The organism is Stenotrophomonas sp. GD03777, from assembly GCF_029842485.1.
Lineage (GTDB): Bacteria > Pseudomonadota > Gammaproteobacteria > Xanthomonadales > Xanthomonadaceae > Stenotrophomonas > Stenotrophomonas sepilia.
Window position 1 is genome coordinate 1 of record NZ_JAOCGL010000085.1, and the last position, 18,101, is coordinate 18,101.

Annotated in this window: 17 protein-coding genes; all 17 read right to left on the reverse strand. The window is 67.1% G+C overall.

Going from position 1 to position 18,101, the window contains the following annotated elements:
* On the reverse strand, positions 1–781 hold a 781-nt coding region (lpxA, locus tag N5E02_RS15885), incomplete at its 3' end, for an acyl-ACP--UDP-N-acetylglucosamine O-acyltransferase (RefSeq protein WP_279946485.1).
* 16 nt (positions 782–797) lie between these two features.
* The gene (gene fabZ / locus N5E02_RS15890) at positions 798–1,256 is read right to left on the reverse strand and encodes a 3-hydroxyacyl-ACP dehydratase FabZ (RefSeq protein WP_005415845.1); all 459 of its coding nucleotides are present in this window, start codon (positions 1,254–1,256) and stop codon (positions 798–800) included.
* Positions 1,253–2,275, reverse strand: a complete 1,023-nt coding sequence (gene lpxD, locus N5E02_RS15895; protein ID WP_065186372.1) for a UDP-3-O-(3-hydroxymyristoyl)glucosamine N-acyltransferase — start codon at positions 2,273–2,275, stop codon at positions 1,253–1,255. The genes fabZ and lpxD overlap by 4 nt, the downstream gene beginning before the upstream one ends.
* Positions 2,276–2,771: 496 nt before the next feature.
* Positions 2,772–5,135, reverse strand: a complete 2,364-nt coding sequence (bamA, locus tag N5E02_RS15900) for an outer membrane protein assembly factor BamA (protein WP_065177435.1) — start codon at positions 5,133–5,135, stop codon at positions 2,772–2,774.
* A 74-nt stretch (positions 5,136–5,209) separates the two neighbouring features.
* Positions 5,210–6,568, reverse strand: coding sequence for an RIP metalloprotease RseP (rseP, locus tag N5E02_RS15905; protein WP_061480177.1), 1,359 nt, complete (start codon positions 6,566–6,568; stop codon positions 5,210–5,212).
* 55 nt (positions 6,569–6,623) lie between these two features.
* Positions 6,624–7,814, reverse strand: a complete 1,191-nt coding sequence (locus tag N5E02_RS15910; RefSeq protein ID WP_164229798.1) for a 1-deoxy-D-xylulose-5-phosphate reductoisomerase — start codon at positions 7,812–7,814, stop codon at positions 6,624–6,626.
* Between the two features lie 2 nt (positions 7,815–7,816).
* On the reverse strand, positions 7,817–8,653 hold the full coding sequence (locus tag N5E02_RS15915) for a phosphatidate cytidylyltransferase (protein WP_139726932.1): 837 nt from the start codon (positions 8,651–8,653) through the stop codon (positions 7,817–7,819).
* Positions 8,650–9,417 carry a polyprenyl diphosphate synthase gene (uppS, locus tag N5E02_RS15920; protein ID WP_032954050.1) on the reverse strand — a complete coding sequence of 256 codons (768 nt, stop codon included), beginning with the start codon at positions 9,415–9,417 and terminating at the stop codon, positions 8,650–8,652. Before uppS ends, N5E02_RS15915 begins: the two co-directional genes overlap by 4 nt.
* Before the next feature lie 5 nt (positions 9,418–9,422).
* Positions 9,423–9,977, reverse strand: coding sequence for a ribosome recycling factor (gene frr / locus N5E02_RS15925; protein ID WP_005415853.1), 555 nt, complete (start codon positions 9,975–9,977; stop codon positions 9,423–9,425).
* A 96-nt stretch (positions 9,978–10,073) separates the two neighbouring features.
* Positions 10,074–10,802 (reverse strand): UMP kinase, encoded by a 729-nt coding sequence (gene pyrH / locus N5E02_RS15930; protein WP_005415854.1) that lies wholly within the window; start codon positions 10,800–10,802, stop codon positions 10,074–10,076.
* Between the two features lie 120 nt (positions 10,803–10,922).
* Positions 10,923–12,458, reverse strand: a complete 1,536-nt coding sequence (locus N5E02_RS15935) for a GGDEF domain-containing protein (RefSeq protein WP_065186369.1) — start codon at positions 12,456–12,458, stop codon at positions 10,923–10,925.
* Between the two features lie 272 nt (positions 12,459–12,730).
* Positions 12,731–13,606: a translation elongation factor Ts gene (gene tsf / locus N5E02_RS15940; protein ID WP_005415856.1), complete on the reverse strand. Its 876-nt coding sequence runs from the start codon at positions 13,604–13,606 to the stop codon at positions 12,731–12,733.
* Between the two features lie 125 nt (positions 13,607–13,731).
* Positions 13,732–14,538: a 30S ribosomal protein S2 gene (rpsB, locus tag N5E02_RS15945; RefSeq protein WP_005408748.1), complete on the reverse strand. Its 807-nt coding sequence runs from the start codon at positions 14,536–14,538 to the stop codon at positions 13,732–13,734.
* A 158-nt stretch (positions 14,539–14,696) separates the two neighbouring features.
* The gene (locus tag N5E02_RS15950) at positions 14,697–15,455 is read right to left on the reverse strand and encodes a molecular chaperone (RefSeq protein WP_231109106.1); all 759 of its coding nucleotides are present in this window, start codon (positions 15,453–15,455) and stop codon (positions 14,697–14,699) included.
* The gene (locus tag N5E02_RS15955; protein WP_061480195.1) at positions 15,455–15,673 is read right to left on the reverse strand and encodes a hypothetical protein; all 219 of its coding nucleotides are present in this window, start codon (positions 15,671–15,673) and stop codon (positions 15,455–15,457) included. Before N5E02_RS15955 ends, N5E02_RS15950 begins: the two co-directional genes overlap by 1 nt.
* A gap of 153 nt (positions 15,674–15,826) precedes the next feature.
* A complete protein-coding gene (locus tag N5E02_RS15960; RefSeq protein WP_065186368.1) occupies positions 15,827–16,864 on the reverse strand; it encodes a spore coat U domain-containing protein in 1,038 nt (345 codons plus the stop codon).
* Positions 16,861–18,101, reverse strand: a 1,241-nt coding sequence (locus tag N5E02_RS15965) for a fimbria/pilus outer membrane usher protein (RefSeq protein ID WP_279946486.1), incomplete at its 5' end; no start/stop codon positions are given. The genes N5E02_RS15960 and N5E02_RS15965, both read right to left, overlap by 4 nt.

Genomic DNA, 18,101 nt, shown 5'->3' on the forward strand with positions numbered 1-18,101 from the left:
GGGGCCTCTCGGCGTGCTCGATGAAGTCCAGCATCGCCTTCACGTCGTCGCTGTCACGCGCCTGTTCGGTCAGCTGCACCTTGGCCTCTGCCAGCGGCAGGCCCGCGACGTACAGCGTGCGGTACGCACGCTTGATGGCCGAAATGCGGTCAGCGTCGAAGCCGCGCCGCTTCAGGCCTTCGCTGTTGATGCCACGCGGGCGTCCCAGCGAATCGGTGCCGACCATGGTGAACGGCGGTACATCACCATTGGTCAGCGCGCCCATGCCGAGGAAGGCATGCGCGCCGATGCGGCAGAACTGGTGGGCACCGGCGAAGCCGCTGATGATCACGTAGTCGCCCACGGTCACGTGGCCAGCCAGAGTGGTGTTGTTGGAGAACACGCAGAAGTTGCCGACATGGCAGTCGTGTGCCACGTGCGTGTAGGCCAGCATCCAGTTGTCGTTGCCGATGGTGGTGATGCCGCCGCCGCCGCCGGTGCCACGGTTGAGCGTGACGAACTCGCGGAACACGTTGCGATCGCCGATCACCAGTTCGGTACGCTCGCCGCCGAACTTCTTGTCCTGCGGCTCGCCACCGATCGCGGCATGGCCGACGAAGCGGTTGTCGCGGCCGATCCGGGTCGGGCCGTGGATGCTGCAATGGGGGCCCACCACCGTGCCGGCACCGATTTCAACATCGGGGCCGATCAGGGTGAAGGCGCCCACCTGGACATCGTCGGCCAGGCGTGCGGCCGGGTCGATGACGGCGGTGGGGTGGATCCGCGGTGCGTTGTCAGTCATTGCTGCCTCCAGTGGATCAGCCCTTGGCGCCGGCACACATGACCTCGGCCGACGCGACGACTTCGCCGTTGACCTTGGCTTCGCCGTAGTACCAGCCCATGTTGCGGATCAGGCGCTTCATCTGCACGTCCAGCATCAGCACGTCACCGGGCACGACCTGCTTGTTGAAGCGGGCGTTTTCCACCTTGACCATGTAGAACAGCTTGGACTGCGCATCGCGGCCGAGCGTGAGCTGGGTCATGACGCCGCCAGCCTGCGCCAGCGCTTCGATGATCAGCACCCCGGGCATGATCGGGCGGCCCGGGAAGTGGCCCTGGAAGAACGGCTCGTTGATGCTGACGTTCTTCTGCGCCAGGATCCGCTTGGCCTCGACGTCGAGTTCAAGCACCCGGTCCACCAGCAGGAACGGGTAGCGGTGCGGAAGCAGTTCCTGGATCTGGCAGACGTCGATCGGAAGCTGCAGCGAATCGTTCATTCTTTCTCCTTGCCAGCAGCCAGAACGCGGCGAGCCAATGCGTCCAGCTGCTTGAAGCGCGCGGCGTTCTTGCGCCACGTGCGGTTGTCGGTCAATGGGGTGCCGGACGAATACTCGCCCGGCTCATGGATGGAGTTGCGGACCACCGACTTGCCGGTGATCACGACCTTGTCGCAGATCTCGAGGTGGCCGACCACGCCAACGTGGCCGCCGAGCAGGCAGTAACGGCCGATCTTGGCGCTGCCGGCGATGCCGGTGCAGCCGGCAATGGCCGAGTGGGCGCCGATCTGCACGTTGTGGGCAATCTGCACCAGGTTGTCCAGGCGAACATCCTCGGCAAGGACGGTGTCTTCCAGCGCGCCACGATCAACACAGGTATTGGCGCCGATCTCGCAATCATCGCCGATGCGGACACCGCCGAGCTGCGGCACCTTGATCCACTTGCCAGCGTCCATCGCCAGGCCGAAGCCATCGGCGCCGAGTACGGCACCGGGATGCACGCGCACGCGCTTGCCCAGCGTGACCCGGGTGACCAGGGTCACGCGGGCGATCAGCTCACAGCCGGTATCCAGGCTGCAGTCCTCGCCGATCACGCTGCCGGTGCCGATGATGCAGTTCTCACCGACGACGCTGCGCGCACCGACCGTGACGAACGGGCCGATATGGGCGCTGGCGGCGACCTGGGCGCTGGGATCGATCACTGCGCTGGGATGGATGCCCGGCGGGCGGGTCGGCGCGATGTCGAACAGCGCGGCAATCTTGGCGAATGCGGTGTACGGGTCCTTGGCGACGAGCGCGGCGCCGGGGGCGGCCTCGACGTCATCGGCACGCAGGACCACCAGCGAAGCCCGGCTGTCGGCCAGCTGGACGCGATAGCGGGGGTTGGCAAGGAAGGTCAGCTGGCCAGGACCGGCATGGGCGAGGGTAGCCACGCCATGGATGGCGGTAGCGGGATCGCCATGGACCTGCAGGCCGAACTGCTCGGCGAGTTGCTGGGCGGTGTAGGTGGGAGTATTCACGGCGGGAGTTTAACGTGTGACGCCATTTCGGTCATGCGGGGGGGCATATGCAGCCAACGGCAGGGCCCCTCACGGCCGGCAGAGCCAGTGTCATGGGCTGGGTCGGACGGGGCGGGGCTGCGGGGGGCGGCGCAAGTACGTCCATGTAGCCTTGGTCGCCGCATCCATGCGGCTCACACCCCCGCAGCCCCACCCCGTCCGACCTCCGACGGCCTGGCGCGAGTGCCAGCCACGGAAAAACAGAAAAGATCAAAAGCAGAGCGGGCGCTTCCGGCATCCAGGCCAAACGAAAACGCCGGGCAGAGCCCGGCGCTTCGCACCCCGTCTGGTGGAGAGCCCCCTTTGTTAAGGGGGGGCGCGCCCCTGGGAATCGCAGGAGCGATTCCCAACGTTGCTATGCAACGGCCCGAAGGGCGCATGCCATGGATGGCATGCGTAGCGGCGCGGGGGATAGGTGGAATGCGGGGGCAGTTCTGGCGAACCGCCTCGCGGTTCGTCAGAACTGCCCACCGAACGTGAATTGCAGGCGTTCGATCTTGTCATCGTCTTCCTTCTTCAGCGGGAAGGCGTAGCTGATCGAGATCGGGCCGACCGGGGCGCGCCACAGCAGGGCCACACCGGTGGATACGCGCAGCTCGTTGGCCTTGAAGTTGTCCACGCCGGTATACACGTTGCCGAAGTCGACGAAGGCCGACACGCGCGCCGACGGGCTGTCGAACAGGCGCGGGAAGTAGGCTTCCACCGAACCGACGGTCTTCAGCGAGCCACCCAGCGGCTGGCCTTCTGGGTAGCCGCGGGTAACTTCGCGCGGGCCGAGGGTGTTGTCCTCGAAGCCGCGTACCGAGTTGGTACCACCGGCGTAGAAGTTCTCGAAGAACGGCAGGCCGCTGGCGGTGACGGTGCGGGTGGTGCCATCCGGATTGGTCAGCGTACGGGTGTAGTCCTTGCCGTAGGCATCACCGTAGCCGATTTCGGCGCGGGTGTTGATCACCAGCGACGGCATGATCGGCCAGTACTTGCTGATCTGGTAGTTCAGCTTGTAGTACTCGATGGTCGAACCCGGCAGCGTGGTTTCCAGGCCCACGCGCTGGTAGGTACCGCGGGTCGGCATGAAGTAGTCGTTGCGCGAGTCGCGCGCCCAGCCCAGCTCGGTGCGCCAGGCATGGAAGGTGCGCTTACCGACGGCGTTGATGTAGTCGATGATCGACTGCGGGGTCGAGCCTTCGTAGGTGGTGATCTGGTTGCTGTCGATGCCGAACATCAGCGAGACGGTGTCGGTCTCGGTCAGCGGCACGCCGAACACCACCTGCGCGGCACCGTTGGTGCTGTTGTACTGCGCGGTGTTGAAGTCGGAGTAATCCAGTTCGCGCCAGGACAGGTTGTAGCCCAGCGACACGCCGTCATCGGTGAAGTACGGGTTGGTGTAGCTGAAACCGTAGCGCTGCAGGTAGCTGCTGCGCGAGGCTTCGACCGACACGCGGTTGCCGCCACCGAGGAAGTTGTTCTGCGACAGCTGCACCGAGGTGGTCATGCCGTAGGACTGCGAGTAACCCAGGCCGAACACGAAGCTGCCCGAGGTGGTTTCCTTGACGTTGTAGACGACGTCGACCTGGTCGTTGCTGCCGCTGACGGCCGGGGTCTCCACTTCCACCGATTCGAAGTAGCCCAGGCGCTGCAGGCGGATCTTGGAGCGGTCGATCGCGGCCTGCGAGTACCAGCTGTTCTCGAACTGGCGCATTTCGCGACGCATCACTTCATCGGACGTGCGGGTGTTGCCGCGGAACAGGATGCGGCGCACCGACACGCGCGGGCCGGGCACGACCTGCATGTTGATGGCCACGGTCTGCTCGGCGCGGTTGGTGGTCGGGATCGGGTTCACCTTGGCGAACGCGTAGCCGATGTTGGACAGCGAATTGGTGATGGTGTCCGAGCTGAATTCCAGCAGGGCACGCGAGAACGTGTCGCCGGACTTCTGGATCACCATGCGCTCGACGTCCTCCTGCGGGAGGATGGTGTCGCCGCTGACCTTGATCTCGGAGATCTTGTACTGCGCACCCTCGGTCACGCCCGCGGTCAGGAACATGTCGCGCTTGTCGGGGCTGATCGAGACCTGGGTGGAATCGATGCTGAAATCGACGTAGCCGCGATCCAGGTACCAGGAGTTGAGCTTTTCCAGGTCACCGGACAGCTTTTCCTTGGAGTACTGGTCGTCACGGCGGTACCACGACGCCCAGTTGTGCTCCTTGGACTCCCAGGTCTCCAGGATGTCCTTGCTCTCGAACTTCTCGGTGCCCACCAGGTTGACGTGGCGGATCTTGGCGGCCTTGCCTTCCTTGATGGCGATGGCGATGTCCACGCGGTTGCGGTCCAGCGGGCTCACCGTCGGGGTGATGTCGACGTTGTACTTGCCACGGTCGTTGTACTGGCGGCGCAGTTCCTGGGTCACGCGGTCCAGGCTCAGGCGATCGAAGGTGCCGCCCTCGGTCAGGCCGATGTCGGACAGGCCCTTGAGCAGCTGGTCGGACTTGATGTCCTTGTTGCCGGTCACGGTCAGCTTGTTGATCGCCGGGCGTTCCTTGACGGTCACCACCAGGATCGTGCCCTGGCGGTCCAGCTGCACGTCTTCGAAGAAGCCGGTCTTGTACAGGGCGCGGATCGTCTCGCCGACCTTGTTGTCGGTGATCGTCTCGCCGCGTTCCACCGGCAGGTAGGTGAACACCGTGCCCGAGCTGATGCGCTGCAGGCCATCGACGCGGATGTCGCTGACAGTGAAGGGCTCGGCTGCCTGGGCCAGGGCGGGAGCGCCGGTGACGGCGGCGAGGGCGAGGGCCAGCAGGCGGCGATTGGGGAGTCGCGTCATGTCACGTCCGGTAGGAAGGTCGATTTCATTGGTGCGGGATGCCGACGCTGTAGACGGCAACAACGTGGAAAAGTTCATCGCGGGACCAGGCCGAGGATGTCGTTGTAGAACGCCAACCCCATCAGCCCGGCCAGCAACGCCAGGCCGATGTATTGGCCGGCGGCGATGGCACGCTCGCTCAGCGGGCTGCCCTTGACCAACTCGATAAGGTAATACAGCAGGTGGCCGCCGTCCAAGATCGGGATCGGCAGCAGGTTGATGATGCACAGGCTGAGCGACAGCAGGGCAAGGAACTGCAGGAACCAGTCGAGGCCGCGCTTGGCCGAGACATTGGCCACGCGGGCGATGGTGACCGGCCCGGAAACGTTCTGCAGCGAGGCCTTGCCGGTCACGATGCGACCCATCATGCCCAGCGAGTCGGCGGCCAGGCGGCCGGTCTCGCGCACCGCCACGGTCACCGCATCCAGCGGGCCATAGCGCAGCAGGGTGTCGTAGGCGGGGCTGTAGCTGGTGGGGAAGCCGACGCCGATCTGCCAGACCGGATTGCCCTTGCCGTCCTTGCCCTGGCGCGGGGTGACTTCCAGCGCCAGGCGCTCGCCGCCACGCAGGACCTCGATCATTCCGGGCCCGCCGGCACGGCCCAGGGCCTGGATCTCGCCGATCACCTGGTCGACGCTGTCGATGCGCTGGCCATCGATGGCCACGATCAGGTCGCCTGGCTGCAGTTGCCCTGCCACCACGGAGTCCGCAGTCAGCGACTCCACTTGCGCCGGCTGCAGCCACGACTGCCAGTGCAGGCCAGCCAGGATCGGCACCCGCCGCTCATCGAAACCCGCCGGCAGCTGCGACAGCGGCAGGGTGCGCGTGCGTACCTGGTCGGCCGTATCCAGCACTTCCAGCTTCACGTCGCGGCGGTCCATCGCGGCTGCGGTCAGCGCCATGCTGGCCTCGCCGAGGGTGACCACCTGGCGGTCGTCCACGCGCAGCACGCGGTCGCCGCTGGCCAGGCCGGCACTGGCGGCGATGCCGCTGACACGGCCGATGGTGGGCGAGTAATCCTGCTTGCCAATCACGAACATCGCCCACAGCAGCAGGATGCACAGCAGCAGATTGGCGATCGGGCCGGCGGCAACGATCGCGATGCGCTGCCAGACGGTTTTGTGGTTGAAGGCCTGGCCGCGCTCGTGCGGGTGGACTTCGACCTCGCGTTCGTCGAGGAACTTCACGTAACCGCCCAGCGGGATGGCGGCGATGGCGAACTCGGTGCCGTGCCTGTCGCGGCGCGACCACAGCGGCCGGCCGAAGCCGACCGAGAAACGCAGGATCTTGACCCCGCACAGGCGCCCGACCCAGTAATGCCCGAACTCGTGAAAGGTGACCAGCAGCCCGAGGCTGACGATCATCCACCAGACCGATCCGATGAAGTCAGTCATGCAGGCTCACAGTGGTGGGCAGGGGCGGCGGCGTCATGCTGGGCGAGGCGGTCGTTCAGGCGGCGTCGATGGCGTTCAGGGTGAGCTGGCGTGCCCGCTGGTCGGCGGACAACAGGATCTCCAGTGTATCGGCTGGCTGGGTCGGCAGTGTTGAAAGAGCGTTAGCAACCAGCTCCGGGATCGTCAGGAAACCGATCCGGCCCTGAAGAAACGCTGAAACCGCCTCTTCATTGGCGGCGTTCAGCACCGCCGGTGCGGTGCCGCCGGCCTGCATGGCCTGCCAGGCCAGCGCCAGGCAGGGGAAGGCGTCAGTATCCGGGGCCTCGAAATCCAGGCGGCCCTGGACCAGCAGGTCCAGCCCGGCCACGCCCGATTCGATGCGCTGCGGCCAGCCCAGGCCGACGGCGAGAGTGGTGCGCATGTCCGGCAGGCCCATCTGGGCCAGGGTCGAGCCATCGACGAACTCGACCAGCGAATGGACCAGGCTCTGCGGGTGCACCAGCACCTCGATGCGCTCGCCGGGCACGCCGAACAGGTGGTGGGCCTCGATGACTTCCAGGCCCTTGTTCATCAATGTCGCCGAATCGACCGAGATCTTCGGCCCCATCGACCACTTGGGGTGGGCAACGGCCTGGGCCGGGGTGACCTGGGCCAGTTCGGCGCGGCTGCGGCCACGGAACGGGCCGCCGGAGGCGGTCAGCAGGATCCGGCGCACGCCGGCGCCGTCGACACTGGCATCGCGCGAGCGCAGGCACTGGAAGATCGCGCTGTGCTCGCTGTCGATCGGGATGATTTCGGCACCGGCACGTTCGGCCGTCCGGGTCAGCAGTTCGCCGGCCAGCACCAGCGATTCCTTGTTGGCCAGCAGGATGCGCTTGCCGGCGGCCGCGGCAGCCAGGGTCGAGGACAGGCCGGCCGCGCCGACGATGGCCGCGACCACGGTATCGCAGGCATCGCTGGCGGCCAGCTGGTCCAGCGCGGCCTGGCCGGCATGGGCCTCGGTGGCAAGGCCGGCCTCGCGCAGGCCGTCACGCAGTTCGGCGAACAGCGATGCGTCGGCGATCACCGCGTGCGCGGGTCTGTGCTGGCGGCACAGCGCCAGCAGCGCCTGCACCTGGCGGCCGGCAGCGAGCACCGTGGCCTGGTAGCGGTGCGGGTGGCGGGCGATCACGTCCAGCGTGGAGGCGCCGATCGAGCCGGTAGCGCCGAACACGGCGACCCGGCGCAGGTCTGCAGCAGCATTCATGGTCAGAACCCGAAGATTTCCTTGCCCAGCGCGAACACCGGCACGGCGGCGAGGACGCCGTCGACCCGGTCGAGCACGCCACCGTGGCCCGGGATCAGGTGGCCTGAGTCCTTGGCGCCGGCATGGCGCTTGATCAGGCTCTCGAACAGGTCGCCCAGGACCGAGGCGAACACCGCCACCACCGCGGTGATCAACAGGCCGGGCAGGTGTGCGGCATCGATGCCAGTCAGCCAGCCCAGGCCGAGGGCCACGGCGACACCGGCCAGCAGGCCGCCGAACAGGCCTTCCCAGGTCTTGTTGGGGCTGATCCGCGGCGCCAGCTTGTGCTTGCCGAAATGGCGGCCAGCGAAATAGGCGCCCGAGTCGGCCGCCCACACCAGCGCCAGAGCAGCCAGCAGCCACAGGTGGCCCTGCTGGCCCGGCGGATCGCCGCCGGCATGGATCAGCACCAGCGCGGCCCAGGCCGGGACGATGGCCAGGGTACCGGCCAGCATCTTCAGGATCCGCGAGGGTGCCGACGGCTGTGCACCGAAGTTGAAGAAGCGCAACCAGAGCAGCGCGGCCAGCCACCAGGCAACGCCGGCCAGCGTGGTTATCTGGAACAGGACCAGGGTGCTGCCATCGGCCCAGACCAGCAGCACCATCAGCAGCAGGTTCAGCACCAGCAGCACGGTGCGCGCCAGGGTGTCTTCGATACCGGCCAGCTTCAGCCATTCCCACAGGCCGATCAGCAGCACGGCGGCGGCGGCGGCGGCCAGCCATTGCGTGGGCAGCAGCAGGATCGCCGCAATGGCTAGCGGCGCCATGATCAGCGCGGCAAGGACTCGGGTCTTGGTCATGGGCTGGAAGTCTCGGTGGCCAGTGCGGCAATCTGGGCGCTGGTCAGGCCGAAACGACGCTCGCGACCGGCATAGGCGTCGAGCGCCTGCTGCAGCTGCCCGGCGTCGAAGTCCGGCCACAGGGCCTCGGTGAACCACAGTTCGGTATAGGCGAGCTGCCACAGCAGGAAGTTGCTGATGCGGGTGTCGCCGCCGGTGCGGATGAACAGGTCCGGCGGCGGCAGGTCGGCCAGGGCCACCTGGCTGCCCAGCAGCGCTTCGTCGATCTGCTCGGGCAGCAGGCGACCGGCCGCCACTTCGACGGCCAGGGCGCGCGCGGCGCGGGCGATGTCCTGGCGGCCACCGTAGCTGGCAGCGATCGACAGGGTCAGGGTGGTGTTGTCGGCGGTGCGCTGCTCGGCCAGCTGCATGCGGCTGACCAGCCCGGCGCCGAAGCGCTCGCGTTCGCCGATGAAGCGCACGCGCACGCCACGCCGGTGCAGCTCGTCCACTTCGCGGTCGAGTGCACCGAGGAACAGCTTCATCAGCGCGTCCACTTCCTCCTGCGGCCGGCCCCAGTTCTCGCTGGAGAAGGCGAACAGGGTCAGCGCCGGAATGCCCAGTTCAAGGCAGCGCTCGATGGTGCGGTTGACCGCGCGCGCGCCGGCACGGTGGCCGATCACCCGGGGGCGACGGCGCTGCTGTGCCCAACGCCCATTGCCATCCATGATGATGGCAATGTGGCGGGGCAGGGAGGCAGGCAACGGAGGCGGGACTGAAGGCATCGACTTCAGACCGACAGCAGTTCTTTTTCCTTGTCGGCAACGACCTTGTCGACGTCCTTGATGTTGGCGTCGGTCAGCTTCTGGATGTCGTCTTCGCCGCGCTTCTTCTCGTCTTCGCTGATCGCTTTGTCCTTGACCAGCTTGGCGATTTCCTTGTTCGCGTCCTGACGGATGTTGCGGATCGCGATCTTGGCGCCTTCCCCTTCCTTCTGCACCTGCTTGACCAGCTCCTTGCGGCGCTCTTCGGTCGGCGGCGGCATGTTGATGCGGATCGCGGTGCCCAGCGTGTTCGGAGTGAACTCGGCGTTGTAGAGACCCTTTTCGATCTCCTTGATCATGCCTTTGTCGAACGGGGTGACCAGCAGCGAGTGGGCGTCGGCGTTGGAGATCGACGCGACCTGGTTCAGCGGGGTGCTGGCGTTGCCATAGGCGCTGACCGTCACGCGGTCCAGCAGGGCCGGGGTGGCACGGCCGGTCCGGATGGAGGTGAGGGTGTGCTTCAGAGCGTCAATGCTCTTGGCCATGCGCGTCTGCGCGTTGTTCTTGATGTCGTTGAGCATCGCCCGGTCCTGGATGTATCTGGAATCGGGCGATTATAGGCGAATACGGGACGCTGCCGGGCCTGAATCGGCCCGGTCGTCGCTTTGCGCTCAGGCTCAGGCCGGGTCGCGGCCCTGGACCAGGGTGCCGATGTTCGCGCCGTTGAGGATCTTCAGCAGTTCGCCCGGCTGGCCCATGTCGAACACGCGCATCGGCAGGTCGCTGTCGCGGGCCAGAGCGAAGGCCGCTGTGTCCATCACTTCCAGGCCGCGGCGGATCACTTCGTCGTAGCTCAGGCTGTCGAAGCGGACCGCATCGCTGTGCTTGTTCGGGTCCTTGTCGTACACGCCATCGACCTTGGTGGCCTTCAGCAGCAGGTCGGCGCCGATCTCGATCGCGCGCAGTGCGGCGCCGGAGTCGGTGGTGAAGAACGGGCTGCCGACGCCGGCAGCGAAGATCACCAGGCGGCCCTTTTCCAGGTGGCGGATGGCGCGGCGGCGGATGTAGTCCTCGCACACGTCGTTGATCTTGATCGCGCTCATCACCCGGGCCTTGGCACCCAGCTTCTCGAGGGCGTCCTGCATGGCCAGGGCGTTGATGACGGTGGCCAGCATGCCCATCTGGTCGCCGGTTACGCGGTCCATGCCGCCGGCGGCCAGGCCGGCGCCGCGGAAGATGTTGCCACCTCCGATCACCAGCGCCACTTCGGCACCGGCCTGCTGGGCTTCGATGACCTCACGGGCGAGGCGATTGATGATCTTGGGGTCGATGCCGTAGTCCTCGTCTCCCATCAGCGCCTCCCCGGAGAGTTTCAGAAGGATGCGGCGATAGGCGAGCTTGGACATGGGGACCTCGGGTGCGTGGAAATCGCGGGCGATTCTACGCGCATGCGGCGTTGTGCCAAAGTGTTTTGTGCACTGCGGCGCAGAATCTGGTGGTTCGCCCGGTCTGCCGGGGCGCCCCGTTCAGCCCAGTTCGGCGCTGGCCGTGGCCGACAGCTCGTCATGGCCCAGCGCCCCCGGCGAGCGGGCGATCACCCGGTTGCGGCCCAGGTTCTTGGAGCGGTACAGCACATCGTCGGCGGCGCGCAGCAGGTCCTGGACGTCGGCGAAGCGCTCGTAGCCGCCCTGGGTGGCCACGCCGGCGGAGAAGGTGACGAACAGCGGACCACCCTCCAGCTCGGCCATCGGCGTGGCGACGATGTTGGCCAGCACCCGGCGGATCACGTCCAGGGCCACGCTTTCGCTGGTGTTGGGCAGCAGCGCGACGAACTCCTCGCCGCCGAAGCGGGCCACAGTGTCGCTGTTGCGCAACTGGCCCTGCAGCTTGCCGGCGAAGGCGCGCAGCACCTCGTCGCCGGTCAGGTGGCCGTGGGCGTCGTTGATCTTCTTGAAGTCGTCCAGGTCGATGAAGGCCACCGACAGTGGCCAGCCCTGGCGGCCGGCACGCAGGAATTCCTGCTCCAGCACCGCTTCCAGCTGGCGGCGGTTGAGCACGCCTGTCAATGCATCACGATGGGCCTGGTCGGCCAGGCGCTTGGCGCGCGCCTCGAATTCGTCGGCACGGCGGCGTGCCTGGTCGGCATCCTGCAGTTCGCGCAGGTTGCGCAGCGTGGCCAGTTCCTGCGCATGATCGATCAGCTCGCGCACCCGCGCCGGAGAATTGAGGCCGGCATCGAACAGGCTGGCGATGTCGGGCAGGGCCTCGCTGATGCGGGCCAGCACCTGGTCGAAGCGCGCGCTGTCCAGCTCCAGGCGGTCGTGCACCTGCTGCAGGGCGCGCTCGCGCGCGGCATCGGCGTCGCTATCCAGCCAGATGTCGGCCACTGCGCCGGACAGTTGCACGCAGGCCTGGAATGGCGATTCGGCGGCGTCCTCGTCCTCGCTGTGGCTGATGCTCTCCACCAGGTAGCGGGGCAGGCCCCATTGCTCGGCCACCCAGGCGCCGACGTCGGCGTGGCTGCAGCCCAGCGCCTCGCGCTCGAGGGAAACCAGGTCGATGTTGTCGCGTGCTTCGCGCAGCAGCGGCAGGTAGCGCTCCGACTCGGCCTGGGTCAGGCACAGCACGCCCAGGTCCTGCAGCAGTCCGGCCAGCATCAGCTCCTCCAGCCGGCGCAGGCCGCGCGCCTGGCCCAGCTGGCTGGCCGCGAGGGCACTGAGGATGCTGCGCTTCCACGCGCGCTGGCGCAGGTCATGATCGGCGCCACCGCCGGTCAGGCCCTGGGTGACGGTGAAGCCGAGGGCGAGGCTGATCGTGGCGTTCAGGCCCAGCATGGTCAGCGCCTGGCCGAGGTTCTCGATGCGGCGGCGGCTGGCATACAGCGGCGAATTGGCGATGCGCAGCATGCGAGCGCTCAGCGCCATGTCGATGGCGATGATGTCGGCGGCGGTGGCGATGTCCGCTTCCGGGTCCTGAGCCAGTTCGATGATGCGCAGGGCAATACCGGGTGGCGAAGGCAGGTTGCGGCAGAGCGCCAGGGCAGCTGTCAGCTCGGGAGGCATGTCGGGTCGTTCAATTCCATTGGGGCAAGAATACCTAGGAACGCATCACAGTCCGCGATTTTCGTTCCTGCTAAGTGACTGAGGATTCCCTGCGACTGAGTATCGGCTTGATTCGAGCGCAACGCAAAGGTGCCGGTTGTGCGCACCAACGGTGCGCACCAACGGTGCGCACCCACCGATGGGCCATGGGTTAATCCCTAGGCCCATGCATAAAAAAAGAGCCGCGGTTTCCCGCGGCTCCTTCTGGTCGTTTCACAGCCGAAGGGCTGGAATCAGACCTGCATCGCCTTGGCAACTTCGGCGGCGTAGTCTTCCACCACCTTTTCGATGCCTTCGCCGACGATCAGCAGCTTGAAGCCTGCCACGTCCGCGCCAGCGGCCTTGACCACCTGCTCGACGGTGGTGTCGCCCAGCACGTAGGTCTGGCCGTACAGGGTCACGTCGCTGACGATCTTGTTGATCTTGCCGCTGATGATCTTTTCCAGGATGTCGGCCGGCTTGGCCTTGTCCTTCTCGGTCATCTTGGCCAGCTCGATTTCCTTTTCCTTTTCGACGAACTCGGCCGGAACGTCCGCAGCCTTGTTGTGCGGCGGCTTCAGCGCGGCCACGTGCATCGCCAGGCCACGGGCCAGCTCGACGTCGCCGCCGATCAGGTCGACCAGCACGCCAACCTTGCCGTTGGTGTGGACGTAGGCACCGATGTTGCCGGTGGTGTCGACCTTGACCATGCGGCGGATCTGGATGTTCTCACCCAGGGTCTGCACGGCGGTGGCGCGGGCTTCTTCAACGGTGCGGCCGTCGGCCAGCGTGGCGGCCTTCACGGCTTCGACGTCGGTGGCGCCCGATGCCAGGGCAGCGGCAGCGACGGCGTTGACGAAGGACTTGAAGTTGTCATCGTTGGCGACGAAGTCGGTTTCCGAGTTGACTTCGACCAGCACGGCCTTGCCGCCGTCCTGGGCCAGGCCCAGACGGCCTTCGGCGGCCACGCGGTCAGCCTTCTTGTCGGCCTTGGCAGCGCCGGACTTGCGCATGGCTTCAGCAGCGGCGTTGATGTCGCCGTTGGCTTCGGTAAGCGCCTTCTTGCATTCCATCATGCCGGCGCCGGTGCGCTCGCGCAGTTCCTTGACCAGGGAAGCAGTGATTTCCACGGGATTACCTCACGAAAGAAAGGGGTTGGGCCGGCATGGTGGCCGGCCCGTGTGACACGGTCCTGTCACGCGCCAGGGGCTGCGTGCAGGGAGGGTGGACGCCGGGCGTCCACCCGGGGCCTGGATCAGGCCTGGGCGTCGTCGCCCTTCTTGGCAGCCTTCTTGGCCGGAGCGCGGCGGGCCGGCTTCTCTTCGCCTTCAGCAGCGGCTTCAGCGAACTCTTCCTCGCGCACCGAAGCGGCGTGCGGGGCAGCGGCCTTGCCTTCCAGCACGGCGTCGGCAGCGGCGCGGGCGTACAGCTGCACAGCGCGGATGGCGTCGTCGTTGCCCGGGATGGCGTAGTCCACCAGTTCCGGGTTGTAGTTGGTGTCGACCACGGCGATGACCGGAATGCCCAGCTTCTTGGCTTCCTTGATCGCGATGTCTTCGTGGCCGATGTCGATCACGAAGATGGCGTCCGGCAGACGGTTCATGTCCTTGATGCCGCCCAGCGAGGCTTCCAGCTTGTCGCGCTCGCGACGCAGGCCCAGCACTTCGTGCTTGACCAGCTTCTCGAAGGTGCCGTCGGTTTCACCGGCTTCCAGTTCCTTCAGGCGGGCAACCGACTGCTTGACGGTACGGAAGTTGGTCAGGGTGCCGCCCAGCCAACGCTGGTTCATGAACGGCATGCCGCAACGCTCGGCTTCTTCCTTGATGGTTTCGCGGGCGCTGCGCTTGGTGCCCAGGAACAGGACGGTGCCGCGCTTCTGGGCAACCGACGAGATGAAGTTCATCGCATCGTTGAACAGCGGGACGGTCTTTTCCAGGTTGATGATGTGGATCTTGCCGCGGGCGCCGAAGATGTACGGAGCCATCTTCGGGTTCCAGTAGCGGGTCTGGTGGCCGAAGTGGACGCCGGCTTCCAGCATCTGACGCATGGTGACCTGGGGCATTGCAATACTCCTGATATGGAACCAGCGATTCCGCCCGCGGGATAGGTATGCGGGACGCGTGGAAGCGCGATCGGTTCCGGGGTTGGGCTTCCCTGTTGCCTCCGTGGCCGAACTCCTCGCGGAGCACCCCGGCACGGATGGGGGCAGCAGGTGTGGATTCACCGGTGACGTCCGGTGTGGACGGGCTCCCGCGCACGCAGGCGGCAGGAATCCGGTCGATTATAGCCCGCTGGGGCGTCCGCTGCAATTGCAGGGTCAGATGCGGCCAGATCGACCTCGCGGCCGTCCTGCAGACGGGCCCGGAAGTGGCCGCCCACATAGCCATCGGGGCGGGCAGGCAGGGGCCAGCGGCGTTCATGGCCTGCGAGGATATAGCCGGCCAGCCCGGCCACCAGCAGCGACGATTGGCCGTCGGCCGCTATGAATCGCAGATCGTGCAGGCGGCCATGCAGCGTACTGGAATTGCTGAGTCGCAGCATGGGCTGAGGCCCAAGTGCCTCGACGCGGGCCTGCAGCCGGGCATGCAGCGCTGGCGCCGCTGGGCTGCGGAACAACGGCAGCGAGTAGCGGGGCAATCCCGGCAAGGCCGGCGCCAGCACGATCCGATAGGCCTGTTCACCCACCGATGCTGGCGGACCGCCTGGCAGCAGCCAGACGCGCTGGGTGCTGCCAGGGGCCAGGTCCAGCCGCGCAGGGCTGACCCGGATCCGGTCGCTGGGCTGCAGTCGTTCGGCGTCCAGTTGCTGCTCCCAGGCCAGCACCTGCACCTGCCCCTGCCAGCGGCCGGGCCCCGGATTGCGCAGCCACAGTTCCGCGCGGCCGCCTTCGGCGGGTAGCTGCAGGGTGGTCGGCAACAGCTCCAGCGCCGCCGAGGGCTGCGCCAGCAGCAGTCCAAGCAGGATCAGCAGCGCGCGCATCAGTAGATGAGGGTCACGGAAGGCATTGCGCTGTCGTCTGTCGCCGGTGGTGCGAGGTCGCGGACCTGGGGCGGCACCTTGGGGGCGTCACTGCGCTGGTGTGGCGCCGCGCAACGGGGAGCGCCGGCATCGTCGCTGCAGGATTCGACCACGGTCAGCCGGATCTGCAGCGTGCTGCTGCGCGGTTCGGCGCGGGCCGGCGTGCTGGCGACCAGCATCGCCCCGATCAGAAATGCGCGAACCACCTGCCACCCACCGTGCTTAAAGACTCGCTGCGCGGTATCGGCCGGACGCCCCGCAACTGTAGCGCCGAGCCCGCGCTTGGCACGGGCTTCGCTCCGGTGGGGGCCGACCGTTGGTCGGCACGCAGGTCAGTAGGTGATCGTCACCGTCACCAGGTCGTTGTAGGTGCCGGCCGGGGGCTGGCCGGTGACCGGCGGTACCCGGCCGTAGATGGTCAGCTGCTGTGCGCTTCCGGTGCCGGTGCTGCTGGCCGTGTCGACCGTCAGGGTGTTGCCCCAACGCTGGCTTCGTGCCGGATCCCGGTACAGCTCGTAGGGCAGGTAGTAGGTGCTGTTGCCGATGGTGGTGGCCATGCGCCGGGTGGTGGTGGCGGCGGGATTGTTCCGGCCGTTGTTCAGGCCGACCTGGAAGGCGGTGTTCTTCAGGCAGGTCAGGGTGAGGGTGGCGGTCTGGTCGACGTTGGCCGGGATGCCGCCGGTGACGTTGCCGAAATTCATGTTGGTGGTGACGTAGCTGCCGCATTGCGGCAGCACGTTGGCGGTAGCGGTGAAACTGAAGGCCGCGCTCGCGCTGTTGGTACCGGTGGCGCCGCCGTTGCATGTGGCGGGGACGGTGGCGCTACCGGCCAGCACCTCGTTCCAGGCCCAGGTCAGCACCACGCTGGCACCGCTGAAAGTGCTGCTGTACGCGCCGGAGGCCAGGACCTGGTTGGCCGGAATCTGACCGAACAGCTGCACAGTCTGCGCACCACTACCGCCGGTCAGCAGCGGTACGTTGTAGCTCATGGTCAGCTCCTGCGCTGGCGGCGTGCCGCGCGGGACCAGGCCAGTGACCTGGCCGAAGCTGGCGTTGTTGTACAGCTGGAAATTCATCGTGTCGCTGGTAGAGGTGGCCATCGTGCGGAACGTGGAACTGCTGCCGCCGCCACTGCCTGCGCCGATGCCCACGCAGACGCGCACGCCGGTGGTGGCCAGCAGGCTCAGCGCGGCAGTGGTGCAGGTCACCGTGATGTTGAGGTTGGCCGTGCTCGGGCCGGGTGCATTGCTGTTGATGTTGCCGAAGGGCAGGGTCGGATCGGCGACCGCCGTGCAGACCGCGGTGGCGCCGGCCGGCGCCGCTGCCAGCAGGCCGGCCCACAGCAGCAGGAAGAGCAGCAGCACCCTCATGGCGCCACCTCCGGAATGCACTGCTGCGGTGCCGGCTCCGGGCGGGCACCGGACGCCACCACCTTGGGCAGGTCCGGTACCTTCACCCGGCACGGGCCATGGCTGGTGGTGACGTACAGCACGCTTCCGGCGGCGACATCTTCCAGGTAGAGCAGGCCGTCGTAGCCGACCGTGGCCTGGCGACCGTCAGGCAGCTGCACCTCGCTGCCCACCTCCAGAGGCTGGCCGTCCATCGCCAGCAGGGTCAGGCTCAGTGACGACCGCGAACGCAGCTGGAAGGTCACGCGGGTGCCGGCGCGCTGGCGCGGCGTGACCCAGTCCTCGATGCGGTCGGCACGCATGTCTTCGGGCAGGTCCAGGGTGTCGATCGAGACCCGGTTGCGCTGCCAGGACAGCAACGGACTGACCAGCAGCAGGCCGCGATCATCGGTGACACCGATCAGGCGGTTCTCAAGCCGCACCGGGACGCCGCCGACGCCATTGGTGCTGATCACCGCGAACGCATCGGATACCTCGCGCGTGGCGAAGGCGTGCCCGCCCATCCATACCAGGCTGCCGCTGGCACTGGCGTAGGCATAGTTGAGCCCGCCCTGGCGCGAGGCGCCGAATGAATAGCGGCCGACATCGTTGAGGATGCCAACTTCGGCCAGGCCGCCGTTGCCGTCCTCGCCGTGGCGCAGCTGTGCGCGCCAGCCGACGCCGCCGGCACTGCCATCGCCGGGCACCGGCTGGGTCACGTCCGCCACCCAGCTCTGGCTGTCGCCGTTGCGCTGGCTGGAGAGGCTGGCCTGGCGATTGTTGCCCAGGCTGGCAGTCATCGACAGGTAGATGCTGCGGTCATCGCTGCGGTCCAGGTTCTGGTTCACCGACAGGTAGGCCGACCAGCGTTGGCTCCAGGTGCGCGACCAGAACAGGCTGGCATAGCGGTTGTCGTCGCCGTCGGGGTAGCGCAGGCGCAGATAGCTGGCGCTGAGCGTGCCCAGCCGCAGCAGGTCCAGGCCGACCGTGGCCTGCTCGCTGATGCTTGGTGGCAGGTTGCCCTGCAGCGCGCCCAGGTCGCGGTAGTCGCCGTGGCTGCGCACGCTGCGCAGATTGACGTTGAAGCGACGGTTGTTCCAGCTGTAGCCCAGCGCCCATTGCCCACCCTGCAGGCCGTGGTAGTTACTGTGCGCATAGGCGGCATTGAACACGCCGGCGGCGCCGAGCAGCCACCAGCCGCCAATGCCGCCCTGGGCCA

What these genes read in the sequence shown, in the direction of transcription:
- fabZ (WP_005415845.1), bottom strand. Translation starts at nt 1,256, where the DNA reads ATGAACGATTCGCTGCAGCTTCCGATCGACGTCTGCCAGATCCAGGAA.
- rpsB (WP_005408748.1), bottom strand. Translation starts at nt 14,538, where the DNA reads ATGCCCCAGGTCACCATGCGTCAGATGCTGGAAGCCGGCGTCCACTTC.
- N5E02_RS15960 (WP_065186368.1), bottom strand. Translation starts at nt 16,864, where the DNA reads ATGAGGGTGCTGCTGCTCTTCCTGCTGCTGTGGGCCGGCCTGCTGGCA.
- frr (WP_005415853.1), bottom strand. Translation starts at nt 9,977, where the DNA reads ATGCTCAACGACATCAAGAACAACGCGCAGACGCGCATGGCCAAGAGC.
- pyrH (WP_005415854.1), bottom strand. Translation starts at nt 10,802, where the DNA reads ATGTCCAAGCTCGCCTATCGCCGCATCCTTCTGAAACTCTCCGGGGAG.
- N5E02_RS15935 (WP_065186369.1), bottom strand. Translation starts at nt 12,458, where the DNA reads ATGCCTCCCGAGCTGACAGCTGCCCTGGCGCTCTGCCGCAACCTGCCT.
- rseP (WP_061480177.1), bottom strand. Translation starts at nt 6,568, where the DNA reads ATGACTGACTTCATCGGATCGGTCTGGTGGATGATCGTCAGCCTCGGG.
- N5E02_RS15955 (WP_061480195.1), bottom strand. Translation starts at nt 15,673, where the DNA reads ATGCTGGTCGCCAGCACGCCGGCCCGCGCCGAACCGCGCAGCAGCACG.
- N5E02_RS15910 (WP_164229798.1), bottom strand. Translation starts at nt 7,814, where the DNA reads ATGAATGCTGCTGCAGACCTGCGCCGGGTCGCCGTGTTCGGCGCTACC.
- N5E02_RS15950 (WP_231109106.1), bottom strand. Translation starts at nt 15,455, where the DNA reads ATGCGCGCGCTGCTGATCCTGCTTGGACTGCTGCTGGCGCAGCCCTCG.
- bamA (WP_065177435.1), bottom strand. Translation starts at nt 5,135, where the DNA reads ATGACGCGACTCCCCAATCGCCGCCTGCTGGCCCTCGCCCTCGCCGCC.
- N5E02_RS15915 (WP_139726932.1), bottom strand. Translation starts at nt 8,653, where the DNA reads ATGACCAAGACCCGAGTCCTTGCCGCGCTGATCATGGCGCCGCTAGCC.
- uppS (WP_032954050.1), bottom strand. Translation starts at nt 9,417, where the DNA reads ATGCCTTCAGTCCCGCCTCCGTTGCCTGCCTCCCTGCCCCGCCACATT.